We start from the raw sequence: 11,921 nt of genomic DNA, 5'->3' as shown, positions 1-11,921 counted from the left end.
AGAATAAGCGCTCAGTTTACCTAAAACCATAAAGATTATGTGCTTTTTATTTGGCTCTAAACAAGTAAAATGAATGCACTTTAAAGAAGCATCCATTAAGAGGAAGCAATGGAAACTATCGATAAGATCAAACAACAGATTTCAGAAAACACCATTTTGCTATACATGAAAGGTTCACCTAAGCTACCAAGCTGTGGCTTTTCTTCTCAAGCTGCTCAAGCGGTAATGGGTTGTGGTGAAAAATTCGCATACGTTGATATTCTGCAAAACCCAGATATCCGTGCTGAACTTCCTAAGTACGCACAATGGCCTACATTCCCACAACTTTGGGTGAGTGGCGAGCTAGTTGGTGGTTGCGATATTATTATTGAGATGTTCCAGAAGGGTGAACTTCAACAAATAATTAAAGAAGCGGCTGCAACAGTTGAAGGCGACGAAGAGTAATCTTCCGAATCAGAAACGCAGAATAAAGAAAAGGCTTGGTGAGAACCAAGCCTTTTTTGTAGGTTGAGGCATAAGGCATAAGGCATAAGGCATAAGGCATAAGGCATAAGGCATAAGGCATAAGTCTACCTTCAGGGCGAAGCCCGTCCTCACGCCTTATGAGCGAAGCGAATACTCAAGCCTCTTACAACACCATCGCTGCAATCCAACCAAACACAATCAGTGGTAGGTTGTAGTGAACAAACGTGGGTACTACCGTATCCCAAATGTGCTCATGTTGGCCGTCGGCATTTAGACCGGACGTAGGACCAAGTGTTGAATCCGAAGCGGGTGAACCTGCGTCGCCCAGAGCGGCAGCCGTACCCACAAGAGCGATAGTTGCCATTGGTGAGAAACCAAACGCCAGCGCTAGTGGTACATAAATGGTGGCAATAATCGGAATGGTAGAAAATGAAGAACCAATGCCCATTGTTACCAATAAACCGACGATTAGCATCAATAATGCAGCGAGAGGTTTGTTGTCACCAATACTGGTTGATAACGCTTCTACTAGAGACTCAACGCCACCCGTTTGCTTCATTACCGCAGCAAAACCCGCTGCTGCAATCATGATAAAGCCAATCATTGCCATCATGTGAACACCTTTCGTGATTACGTCTTGCGTTTCTTTCCACGCAATGACGCCACCAAAGGTAAAGACCATAAAGCCAGCTAATGCACCGATAATCATTGAGCCTGTTGTTAACTGTACTGAAAGTGCAGCAACAATACCCGCAAGAGCAACCCAGATATGACGCATATTGATGGCTTTCTCTTGCTGAATCTCCGTGTGCTCAGTTTTTTGATATTCGCGTGGATTACGATAGCTAAAGAAAATCGCCGTCAACAAGCCGAATAGCATGCCCGCTGCAGGCAGTAGCATCGCAGTTGGAACTTGTGAAGCAACCACTTGCATGCCGTTTGAGTTTAAGTTGGCAAGAAGAATATTATTAAGGAAGATGCCACCAAACCCAACAGGAAGAATCATGTATGGGGTAACTAAGCCAAAGGTAAGCACACAAGCTATCAGTCGGCGATCGAGCTTCAATTTCGCAAAAACACCAAGCAAAGGCGGGATCAAAATTGGAATAAAGGCAATGTGAACAGGAATGACGTTTTGGGAAGAAACCGTCACTAGAATAAGTGCAACTAACACAACGTATTTTAATACGGCTGAATTAGCATTACTTTCCTGGCCGTTGATGTGTTTGATTACTCGGTTGGCCAGTAAATCAGTTAATCCTGATTTAGAAATCGCAACCGCAAACGCGCCAAGCATGGCGTAACTTAATGCAATGGTAGCACCGCCACCAAGGCCACTTTCAAATGCGGAAACCGCATCGGTCAAACTCATCCCTGCAACAAGACCGCCGATCATCGCACTAAAAGTAAGTGCAACCACGACATTAACCCGCATAAGCGCAAGAACGAGCATAATACAAACAGAAATTACTACTGGGTTCATATTGTTCTCATTAAATATTTTAAAAGTTGTGTTTTAATTATTTTTGTTCGGTGTTATCGGCCAAAGGCCAACCACCTAACGCTTTCCACTTGTTTACAATGCCGCAAAACAAATCCGCTGTTTTTTGCGTATCATAAAGAGCCGAATGCGCTTCGTTATTGTCAAATTCCATCCCAGCGGTACGACACGCTTTTGCTAATACCGTTTGGCCGTAAGCAAGCCCACTTAAGGCTGCCGTATCAAAAGTGGCAAAAGGGTGAAAGGGTAGGCGTTTCAGCTTACATCTGGCGCTGGCTTCCATAACAAAATTAAGATCAAACGTCGCATTATGCGCCACCATGATCGCACGGCTGCAATCGGCTTGCTTTTGCTCTTTTCGAACTAATTTGTATATCTCGCGCAGTGCTTCTGCTTCTGAAATAGCACCACGAAGTGGGCTGAAAGGGTCACGGATACCGTTAAACTCTAACGCCTCTTTTTCAAGATTCGCGCCTTCGAACGGCTCGATATGAAAATGAATGGTAGAAGCGGGCATTAAGTTGCCTTCATCATCCATTTTCAATGTAATTGCGCATATCTCTAAAAGTGCATCGGTTTTTGCATTAAATCCTGCAGTTTCGACATCGATTACAACGGGAAAGTACCCTCTAAAACGCTTTTTAAGGGTCAATGCTTCATTTTCTACAGTCATATTTGCTCTGGTCCGTGTGACAAGTCGGGCATTATTGCAGATTATGACTACAAGCTAAACCAGCGAGCTCATTAATTAACGAGAAAAATCAGTGATAGTTGGCGGGGTTTTTGCATTACTACCTGCATTAGTGTCAAAGTCGTTACTTTGACTACTCAGACGACGAACTAACGGCAAACTATTACCGCTAGTTCAAAGAACCAGAGAAGTAATATTTATGAAAAATTGGTTGGCGTTGAGTGCTGCATCGGTTGCGTTAGCTTCATCCATGGTACATGGAGCTGCACAAACACGTTATGAAGCAACTCCAGGGCAGTCGATGTGGTCTATGGCTGTTAACAGTCCGCTGGAATGCCGCTTAGTACACCCTATTCTCAATTATGGTGTTGCTGAGTTTACTTCTCGTGCCAGTAAAAAAATCAACTTAGACTTTGAGTTGAAAATGCGTCGCCCAATGGGAGACACTCGTAACGTTTCTTTGATTTCGATGCCTCCATCTTGGAGACCGGGTGAAAATGCGGAACAAATTTCTAGTATTCAATTTTTTAAGCAATTCAACGGCTATATTGGCGGGCAAACCGCATGGGGTATTCTGGCCGAGCTAGAAAAAGGCCGCTATCCAACCTTTAGTTATGCGGATTGGCAAAGCCGCGATAAACGCGTAGAAGTCGCGCTGTCATCGGTGTTGTTTCAACAACCCTATAATGCGTTTAGTTTGTGTGTGAGCCAATTATTGCCATACAGCTTTGAAGATATCTCTTTCACTATTTTGCACTACGATCGCAACAGCGATCAGCTCAACAAAGCGTCTCAAAAGCGCTTAGCTAAAATTGCCGAATACGTAAAACATAACAAAGACATTGATTTGGTGTTGGTAGCAACCTACACCGATTCATCCGGTGGCAAGAAGGGCAACCAAAGCTTGTCTGAAAGGCGGGCGGTTGTGTTGCGAGATTACTTTAAATCCCTTGGCTTACCTGCGGATAGAATTGAGATTCAAGGCTACGGTGAAAGAAGGCCAATTGCAGATAACAGTTCACCACTGGGTAAAGATAAAAACCGTAGGGTAGTGATTTCTTTAGGCCGAAATCAGGTGTAGTCACTGCCATACAGCTCATCCACGAGGCCGCGTATTTATACGTGGCTTCGTTAGTTTTATTTGTCCGATCAATTAGGTTTTTGGTAACAATGCTAACCTTCAGCGCCACCTTCTAGAACAGAACACTTATTTGTGATGTGTATTCTGCGCCTACAGTGAAGCATAGAGCTCTTTTAATGTCGGAAACTTCGAGCAATCCCAACCGTTAGGTAGCTTTATCTCCTTACATGACTCGACTAACTTAAGAGCTTTGGAGTGATCTGAAAAACAACTAACATCCGCAAGTTCATCAAGCAGAGTTAATTCATCCTCTCCAGAAATAGGACTTATGAATTTGGGTAATATGCCCCAACCTGTATCCCACGTATGCATTTCAAATTTTGATAATGCATACAGGTCTCGAATAAGGCTACCCTTGATAAACGCCAATCCTTTGAAATCCCGAAATCCAAAATTGTCAGCAGACTCCACGTTTTCACGGCATAACTTCCAAGCTTGTCCTGCCACTATAAAGTTTGATGGTGGTACATCACACGGGTCAAAATCAAATTTCAAAATTTGATGATGAATTTCGTCCAGCTGAGCATCGACCGCTAACCATCCTTTCTCTTTATCCCAATACTCACAAATCCAGTGATCTTCGAAATGATTTTGAGCTAAATAAGTCGCAAATCCACTCCTTAGTCGAGCTGGTACTCCTTTTGACCGCAAGATCGAGCAAACCAATAGTGAAAAGTCTCTACAAATACTTACAACCCTATGGTTTGCTTTTTTGAACACATGAGAAGGTTGGCCCGATTTAAACATTGCTAAAGAGACTAAATCTTTAGCATACCGAGTCTGCATTTCTGTCAGTTTGTTCGAGGGATCAATCTCGATACCATAGTGTTCAAGCCAATACGAGTGGATAAGATTCCCTTGAACAAATTTGCATATACCCGCAATGTCATCAGGCACTTCACTGATGTCTAATAGATCCTTAGTGAGTTCTGTAAACTCCGTATTTTTTATGTAGTCGTTAACAACCATTTACTTATACTACCTTTGTGGAATGCACACTAAAACACATAGCTCAAATAAGTTGATGAACAACGCTACCATCTACCTCAACCATTGTGCCTAGACACTAAAGCTGATTTAAACCAAAAGTCCAAGCGTTACGAATGACTCTTAACGCGAATTGCGAGCACGCTCAATCAAAGACATCGTCAGCGGATCTTCCAGAACCTGAACTACAGGAACGACCAAACGTTTCCGTATAATTATGGCGGCGGCATAGCAACAAAGAATGGCATAGCAAAAGGCAGCGGTTAATACGCTGCCTTTTTGGTGTTTGGTTGTCTTTGAATCGGTAGGGCTGTGAACTAGTTTAATCTGAATTTAGCAATAACGTTGCAGCTCGATGCGGTATTGATATTTTGAACCAGCTTAGCCACTTCAGGATTTGGGTGGCGTTTCATAAACTCTACGAGCGCCTTTTGGCAGCAGCCTAGTGAGTCGACAAATGAATCACACTCTTTATTGTGGCATTGAGGTACTAAAGTTAACAGGCGTTCAGAAGCAAGCTGTAGGTACTTTAATTCGTATTCATCATCGCCAGATAAGCGCCAGAAATTGGCTAAGTTATGGCATGAGATGACCTTAATCGTGAGTAGGTCGTCAATGTCGATATCGTCAGAGAAAGAGAGCTGATCTGAAATGGCCAAAGCTTGCTGGTAATGAAGAATACTGCGCAGTAAGTCATTATCCTGCAATGCAGTATCAGCTTGAATTGTATGCTTCTCCCATTCCGTCATGTTCATTATCTCACCCTCCATTCATTATTGAGGGTGTAATTTAATTGATAATCATTATCATGTAAAGCTGTGGCTTTATAAATTATGACGCGAGCATAAAAAAAGCGAGCCATCGCTCGCTTTGTTACTTATTTTTGAGACTAACCTTCCAAGCCAGCTCCTGCCGATTTATTTTGGATAAGCTCAATCATGTAACCGTCAGGGTCTTTTACGAACGCAATATGGGTTGAACCGCCTTTCACTGGGCCTGGTTCACGGGTTACGTTGCCGCCAGCGGCTTTAATTACGTCACATGTTTGGTAGATATCGTCAAACCCAAGAGCAATGTGGCCATAGCCTGCGCCTAGATCGTACTCTGTTGTGCCCCAGTTGTAGGTCAGTTCAATGACAGAACCTTCCGATTCATCACCGTAGCCCAAAAATGCCAACGTGTATTCATATTGTGTGTTTTCGTTTTTACGCAGCAGTTTCATGCCTAATACGTCGGTATAAAAAGCAATCGACTTATCTAGATCGCCTACGCGTAGCATGGTGTGCAGTATTCTTCCCTTCGACATTGTATTCTCCTAACCTTCTGGATAAATTTTATCTTTAAACTCACATAAATCTTCAATTAAACAGCTGCCGCAACGAGGTTTTCGTGCGATGCAGGTATAGCGGCCGTGCAAAATGAGCCAGTGGTGGACATCTAATTTAAACTCTTTAGGCACGACTTTGAGTAATTTCTGTTCTACATCGTCAACGGTTTTACCCATTGCGAGTTTAGTGCGATTAGAGACACGATAAATATGGGTATCAACCGCAATAGTTGGCCAGCCAAAGGCGGTGTTGAGCACGACATTGGCTGTTTTTCGTCCCACACCAGGAAGTTCAACCAGAGCTTCTAGGCTCTCAGGTACAACACCTTGATGTTTATCGAGTAAAATACGGCATGTTTTGATGACGTTTTCAGCTTTGGAATTAAATAAGCCAATGGTTTTGATGTAGCTCTTTACACCGTCAACGCCAAGATCGAAAAGAGCTTGAGGCGTATTGGCTACAGGGTAAAGTTTGTCGGTTGCTTTGTTTACGCTAACGTCAGTGGCTTGCGCAGAAAGCAGAACTGCGATCAGCAGTTCAAAAGGGGAGTTCCAGTTGAGTTCTGTTTGCGGGTTGGGATTGTCTTGACGCAATCTCTCTAACATTTCCCGCCTTTTTGTATTATTCATACCGAGGCTGCTTCCTTGAGTGATTGATGGGGCGTATTTTAGTTACTCGCCCCTTATAATGTGTTGATTAGTTGCTGACCCTTGCTCGTTCGATAACCGGCTTTTCTTGTTTTGGTTGTCTGGCGCTTAATTGCTTGTCGATGACGTTTTTAATCGCAATGATGAAACCAACACCAATAAACGCGCCTGGAGGTAGAAGTGCTAACAGGAAGCTATTATCGATTTGGAATACTTCAATACGTAACACTGATGCCCAGTCGCCAAGCAGCAGATCCGCGCCATCAAATAACGTACCGTTACCCAGCACTTCTCTTAATGCACCGAGCAACATCAAGACTAACAACATGCCTGTGCCCATCCAAAAGCCATCGAGTACCGCGGGTAGTGGTTGGTTTTTAGATGCAAAGGCTTCTGCACGGCCAATAATGATGCAGTTGGTCACGATAAGAGGAATGAAGATACCAAGAGATAAATACAACCCGTAAGCGTAGGCATTCATTAGCAATTGAACGCAGGTTACTAGGGCTGCAATGATCATAACAAAAATCGGGATGCGCACTTCTTTTGGCACATAATCTCTGACCAATGACACAATCAGGTTGGAGCCAACCAGAACCAATAATGTGGCAATACCAAGCCCCATCGCATTTGTGACTGTCGATGAAACGGCCAAGAGCGGGCAAAGGCCGAGCAATTGGACTAGAGCGGGGTTGTTATCCCATAAGCCGTTCTTCATCAATAACTTATTCTCAGCCATTTGAACCTCCACAATTGATAGGCAGTTGGTCTAAATTGTCTTGTGACGCCTGAAAGAAGAGTGATGCGTTTTTCACCGCTTTTACAACAGCTCTTGGGGTAATGGTCGCCCCTGTGAATTGATCAAACTCGCCACCATCTTTACGTACAGCCCATTGTTTTATTGACCAACTCGGCGTTGATGCATCTGAGCTTGAATTTGCCGTTGGGTGTTCTAGGCGTTTGCCAGTAAAGCTTTCGATCCAAGAGGACACTTTCAGGTCAATTTTGTCACCTAGCCCCGGAGTCTCAGCATGTTGTAAGATCCGTGTGCCCATAATTGTGCCCGCTTTGTCTATGCCAACGATCAGTTTGATTTGACCATTATAGCCGTCTGGGGCAATGGCTTGAATAGCAATGCCAGTGACCTTGCCATTTTTGGTTGCAATGTAGGCTGGCTGCGGATTATCAGACCCCAAATATTGCTTACTGGTAAACAAAGTACAGTGCTCAACCAACTTGTTATCGTGTATTTCTTTGGGCAACACTTCATTGAGAACTTTCAACAGGTTCTTCTGTTGTTGCTCTAAGATCCGATCGGCTGTCAGTGTGTGAGTGATCGCGACCACTCCGGTAGAGAGTAAGGCAAAAATGGCCAGAACACCGCTATTTCTTTGAATTGCTTTTATCATCTCTAATTCCTACTTGTGGCCATAAGTACGTGGGCGAGTGTAATAGTCGATGAGTGGTACGCACATGTTGGCAAGTAACACCGCAAAGGCGACACCATCAGGGAATCCACCAAACGAACGGATGATGAAGACCATACAGCCGATAAAGGCTCCAAATACCAGCCGACCTTTGGTCGTAGTGGCGGCAGAGACAGGATCTGTCGCGATAAAAAAGGCACCGAGCATGGTGGCACCAGACAGTAGCTGAACCAATGGCCCCGCGGTTTCGCCAGGGAAAATTAGAGCTGATATTAATGAACATAAAACCAACGAGCCAAGAAACGCTACGGGGATATGCCATTGCACAACGCGCATTTTGATCAGGAGTAGTCCACCTGCGAGGTAGGCAAGGTTCACCCATTCCCAGCCTAATCCGGCAATGCCAGAAAACTGTGGTAGTGCTTTAAGCTCAGGGATAGTCTTTCCTGAACTCAGGCCTGTTTTGATGGTATCTAATGGCGTCGCCGTTGTTATGCCATCAATGCCAGTTCGGAATTGCTGTAAAGAGAAGCCATCGGCGTTAAATCCACTGAATATGAGGGAAAACGAGTCGATGAAATCGGCTTGATAAGGAGCAATCGAAGACGGAGCAGCCCAACTCGTCATTTGCACCGGGAAAGAGATCAGAAGAACAACGTACGCCACCATTGCGGGGTTAAAGATGTTTTGACCAATGCCTCCGTACAGATGCTTGGCGACCACAATAGCAAAGAAGATGCCGATCACCATTGTCCACCATGGAGACAAGGGAGGAATGGCAACGGCAAGTAACCATGCTGTTACGAATGCGCTGTTATCTCTCAATGCCCCGATAGGGTTACGTTTACGCAAAAGCATGACTGCGGCTTCCATAGAAACCGCGAGTAGCATGGCAAACACGAGTTGTATTAATGTGCCCCAACCAAAGAAGTAGCTTTGTGCCACAAGGCCAGGGATTGCTCCTAGTGCAACCCAACGCATTAAGTCAGGAGTACTTTTTTTACTATGAGCATGTGGTGAGCTAGCGATAAAAAAGGCCACTACTCGTTCTCCTTACTATTTGATATTTGTGTTTTTCGTTCAGCTTGCGCTGCCTTTCTGGCTTTAGCGCGGGCGATGGCGGCAGTAACGGCGGCCTTTTTCGGATCTTCTGCTGGTTGAACGGAGTCAGTCTCCTCTGAAGGCGTGGAGTTTTCGCTTTCTGTTGGTGCAGGCTGCGCGTTGGCTTGTTTTGCCTTACGTGCTTTAGCGCGAGCAATGGCCGCTGCGACGACCGCCTTTTTCGGGTCTTCAGCCGATTGAACGGCGTCGGTATCGTCAGCGGTTACTGAGTCATTACTTTCTGTTGGGGCATCTTGCGCGTTGGCTTGTTTTGCCTTGCGTGCTTTAGCGCGAGCAATGGCCGCTGCGACGGCCGCCTTTTTCGGATCTTCAGCCGATTGAACGGCGTCGGTATCGTCAGCGGTTACTGAGTCATTACTTTCTGTTGGGGCATCTTGCGTGTTGGCTTGTTTTGCTTTGCGTGCTTTAGCGCGAGCAATGGCTGCCGCGACGGCCGCCTTTTTCGGGTCTTCAGCCGATTGAATGGCGTCGGTATCGTCAGCGGTTACTGAGTCGTTGCTTTCTGTTGGGGCATCTTGCGCGCTGGCTTGTTTTGCTTTGCGGGCTTTAGCGCGAGCAATAGCTGCTGCGACGGCCGCCTTTTTCGGGTCTTCAGCTGATTGAGCGGCGTCGGTAGCGTCAGCGGTTACTGAGTCGTTGCTTTCTGTTGGAGCATCTTGCGCGTTGGCTTGTTTTGCTTTGCGGGCTTTAGCGCGAGCAATGGCCGCCGCGACAGCGGTCTTTTTCGGATCTTCAGCAGCTTGAGCGGCGTCGCTATTCGCAGTAGATACGGAATCGCTGCTTTCTGTTGGCTCGGGCTGTGTACTTGCTTGTTTTTCCTTGCGTGCTTTCGCGCGGGCAATAGCGGCAGCTACCGCTGATTTTTTATCATCAGCGGGCAGTTCAGTTTCGGCTTGTTGCTCTTTTTCCGCTTTACGCGCTCGCGCCTGCTGTTTTCTTTCTTCTCTTAGCTTAACCATCTCGCTGTTGTCGGGTAAGTTTTCACCACTTGATTTCGCTGCGGCTTGTTTTGCTTTTGCCCGAGCAATCGCGGCGGCAACCGCTGGTTTAACTTCGCCGGAAGCGGGCTCAACTTTGGTTTGTTGTGCTTTGACTCGAGCAATGGCAGCGACGACGGCGTCATCTCCGTCTGATTTTTTCATATCATTACGGCGTTGCTCTGCAGCTTTTTTGAAGCGATTTTCTCGTTGGGCTTTGTCTCGCTCCAGTCTGGCGTTTCTTTCTTCAAAGCGTTGACGAGCTCTTTCTGCCGCAAGTGATTCTTCTTTACGGGAGCGAATTTCTGCTTTGGCTTCACGGTAATATTGCACCAGTGGAATTTCACTTGGGCAAACATAAGCACAAGCGCCACACTCAATGCAGTCGCTCAGGTTTAGTTCCTCACATTTGTCGTATTCTTGGCTTTTTGCATACCATTGTAGTTGCTGTGGCAATAAAGATACTGGGCAAGCTTCTGCGCATTGACTACAACGGATACATTCCATTTCGTAGCGATTTGCAGGGATCTCTTTGCGCGTTGGTGCCAAAATACAGTTGGTCGTTTTGGTTACTGGGGCTAATGATGTTGGTAGCGTGAACCCCATCATTGGGCCTCCCAGAATCAAACGTGGGCTCTTTTTGTCTGCTGAGTAATCGAATTCTTCGAGTAGGTGTTGCACGGGAGTGCCAATTCGAGCCCAGACATTACGTGGCTGCGAGAACGCTTTACCTGTGAGTGTGACTAAGCGTTCAATCAGAGGCTCACCATCAAACACTGCGCGTTTTGTAGCAAAAATGGACCCCACATTTTGTACCAAAACACCGATGTCGGCAGGAATACTGCCTTTTGGCACTTCCATATTGGTCAGTACTTTTATTAGCTGTTTTTCACCACCGGATGGATATTTAGTGGGAATAACGCGAATAACGTAGTCTTTAAAGGTTGCGGCTTTTTGTATTGCGGCAATGGCTTCAGGCTTGTTGTCTTCAATCCCAATGATGGTGAGTTTGGGCGTTAAAATATGCTCAATGACTTCAATCCCTTGAATGATCTCGTCGGCATAGTGCTGCATGAGCGCATCATCAGCAGTAATGTAAGGTTCACATTCCGCTGCGTTGATGATCAATATGTCGGTTTTTGCTACACCGGATTGAATTTTCTTCGCAGTAGGGAAGCCAGCACCGCCCATACCCGAAATACCGGCCTGTCTGATTATTTCAATCAGGCTTTCTGGGCTTTGGGATGGTAAATCGGAAATCTTGTTTAAGGTGATCCAGCGATCTTCTCCGTCAGGAGTTATCACGATACTCAATACCGGTAAGCCGGATGGGTGAGCGGAAACCCGTGGTTCTATCGCCGTAATAGTGCCAGATGTTGGTGCATGTATAGGCAGCATAAAGCTGAGAGAACACTCAGTTAGAGGTTGGCCTTTAAGAACGTAATCGCCGATTTTCACACATAAATCGCCTGCTTTACCGATATGTTGCTTAATTGGAATAACCAATTCGGTAGGGAGCGATGCATGTTGAAGACGGGTGCTCGCAGACTGTTTTTTGTTTTCTGGCGGGTGTACACCACCGGGGAAATCCCAAAGGTAACCGGAACGAATTTTTTCAATGAGTGACAACATACC

At 45.6% G+C, this 11,921-nt stretch carries 12 protein-coding genes; 2 read left to right on the top strand and 10 right to left on the bottom strand.

What is annotated here, in order from left to right:
* The first annotated feature begins 108 nt into the window (after positions 1-108).
* Positions 109-444, top strand: coding sequence for a Grx4 family monothiol glutaredoxin (locus VTAP4600_RS05800; RefSeq protein ID WP_102521925.1), 336 nt, complete (start codon positions 109-111; stop codon positions 442-444).
* Between the two features lie 184 nt (positions 445-628).
* Here VTAP4600_RS05800 and VTAP4600_RS05795 read toward each other — a convergent pair whose 3' ends face one another.
* Entirely contained in the window at positions 629-1,948 is a 1,320-nt protein-coding gene (locus tag VTAP4600_RS05795; RefSeq protein ID WP_102521924.1) for a Na+/H+ antiporter family protein, read from the bottom strand.
* Positions 1,949-1,985: 37 nt separating this feature from the next.
* Positions 1,986-2,639 carry a ribonuclease T gene (gene rnt / locus VTAP4600_RS05790; RefSeq protein ID WP_102521923.1) on the bottom strand — a complete coding sequence of 218 codons (654 nt, stop codon included), beginning with the start codon at positions 2,637-2,639 and terminating at the stop codon, positions 1,986-1,988.
* 217 nt (positions 2,640-2,856) lie between these two features.
* Here rnt and motY point away from each other — a divergent pair, with 217 nt between their 5' ends.
* On the top strand, positions 2,857-3,738 hold the full coding sequence (gene motY, locus VTAP4600_RS05785) for a flagellar protein MotY (RefSeq protein ID WP_102521922.1): 882 nt from the start codon (positions 2,857-2,859) through the stop codon (positions 3,736-3,738).
* A gap of 150 nt (positions 3,739-3,888) precedes the next feature.
* Here the strand turns inward: motY and VTAP4600_RS05780 are convergent, their stop codons facing one another.
* From VTAP4600_RS05780 to rsxC, 8 genes are all read right to left on the bottom strand, one after another.
* Complete coding sequence (locus VTAP4600_RS05780) at positions 3,889-4,767, bottom strand: transglutaminase-like domain-containing protein (RefSeq protein ID WP_102521921.1); 879 nt, start codon at positions 4,765-4,767, stop codon at positions 3,889-3,891.
* A 335-nt stretch (positions 4,768-5,102) separates the two neighbouring features.
* On the bottom strand, positions 5,103-5,540 hold the full coding sequence (locus VTAP4600_RS05775; protein WP_102521920.1) for a DUF2753 family protein: 438 nt from the start codon (positions 5,538-5,540) through the stop codon (positions 5,103-5,105).
* Between the two features lie 134 nt (positions 5,541-5,674).
* Positions 5,675-6,091, bottom strand: coding sequence for a lactoylglutathione lyase (gene gloA, locus VTAP4600_RS05770; protein WP_102521919.1), 417 nt, complete (start codon positions 6,089-6,091; stop codon positions 5,675-5,677).
* A gap of 9 nt (positions 6,092-6,100) precedes the next feature.
* Positions 6,101-6,742, bottom strand: coding sequence for an endonuclease III (gene nth, locus VTAP4600_RS05765; protein WP_102521918.1), 642 nt, complete (start codon positions 6,740-6,742; stop codon positions 6,101-6,103).
* Between the two features lie 67 nt (positions 6,743-6,809).
* A complete protein-coding gene (locus VTAP4600_RS05760) occupies positions 6,810-7,499 on the bottom strand; it encodes an electron transport complex subunit E (protein ID WP_102521917.1) in 690 nt (229 codons plus the stop codon).
* Positions 7,492-8,169, bottom strand: coding sequence for an electron transport complex subunit RsxG (gene rsxG, locus VTAP4600_RS05755; protein ID WP_102521916.1), 678 nt, complete (start codon positions 8,167-8,169; stop codon positions 7,492-7,494). The genes VTAP4600_RS05760 and rsxG overlap by 8 nt, the downstream gene beginning before the upstream one ends.
* A gap of 9 nt (positions 8,170-8,178) precedes the next feature.
* Positions 8,179-9,228 carry an electron transport complex subunit RsxD gene (gene rsxD, locus VTAP4600_RS05750; RefSeq protein WP_102521915.1) on the bottom strand — a complete coding sequence of 350 codons (1,050 nt, stop codon included), beginning with the start codon at positions 9,226-9,228 and terminating at the stop codon, positions 8,179-8,181.
* Positions 9,228-11,918 (bottom strand): electron transport complex subunit RsxC, encoded by a 2,691-nt coding sequence (gene rsxC / locus VTAP4600_RS05745; protein WP_102521914.1) that lies wholly within the window; start codon positions 11,916-11,918, stop codon positions 9,228-9,230. The genes rsxD and rsxC overlap by 1 nt, the downstream gene beginning before the upstream one ends.
* Positions 11,919-11,921 lie beyond the last annotated feature (3 nt).

This window comes from Vibrio tapetis subsp. tapetis, assembly GCF_900233005.1.
GTDB lineage: Bacteria > Pseudomonadota > Gammaproteobacteria > Enterobacterales > Vibrionaceae > Vibrio > Vibrio tapetis.
Note: the sequence above shows the minus strand (reverse complement) of the source record. Positions and strands in the feature narration are given on the sequence as shown.

Excerpts from the sequence above, each read along its gene's own strand:
- nth (WP_102521918.1), bottom strand. The coding sequence starts at position 6,742 with ATGAATAATACAAAAAGGCGGGAAATGTTAGAGAGATTGCGTCAAGAC.
- VTAP4600_RS05800 (WP_102521925.1), top strand. The coding sequence starts at position 109 with ATGGAAACTATCGATAAGATCAAACAACAGATTTCAGAAAACACCATT.
- rsxG (WP_102521916.1), bottom strand. The coding sequence starts at position 8,169 with ATGATAAAAGCAATTCAAAGAAATAGCGGTGTTCTGGCCATTTTTGCC.
- rsxC (WP_102521914.1), bottom strand. The coding sequence starts at position 11,918 with ATGTTGTCACTCATTGAAAAAATTCGTTCCGGTTACCTTTGGGATTTC.
- VTAP4600_RS05780 (WP_102521921.1), bottom strand. The coding sequence starts at position 4,767 with ATGGTTGTTAACGACTACATAAAAAATACGGAGTTTACAGAACTCACT.
- gloA (WP_102521919.1), bottom strand. The coding sequence starts at position 6,091 with ATGTCGAAGGGAAGAATACTGCACACCATGCTACGCGTAGGCGATCTA.
- rnt (WP_102521923.1), bottom strand. The coding sequence starts at position 2,639 with ATGACTGTAGAAAATGAAGCATTGACCCTTAAAAAGCGTTTTAGAGGG.
- motY (WP_102521922.1), top strand. The coding sequence starts at position 2,857 with ATGAAAAATTGGTTGGCGTTGAGTGCTGCATCGGTTGCGTTAGCTTCA.
- VTAP4600_RS05795 (WP_102521924.1), bottom strand. The coding sequence starts at position 1,948 with ATGAACCCAGTAGTAATTTCTGTTTGTATTATGCTCGTTCTTGCGCTT.
- VTAP4600_RS05775 (WP_102521920.1), bottom strand. The coding sequence starts at position 5,540 with ATGAACATGACGGAATGGGAGAAGCATACAATTCAAGCTGATACTGCA.
- VTAP4600_RS05760 (WP_102521917.1), bottom strand. The coding sequence starts at position 7,499 with ATGGCTGAGAATAAGTTATTGATGAAGAACGGCTTATGGGATAACAAC.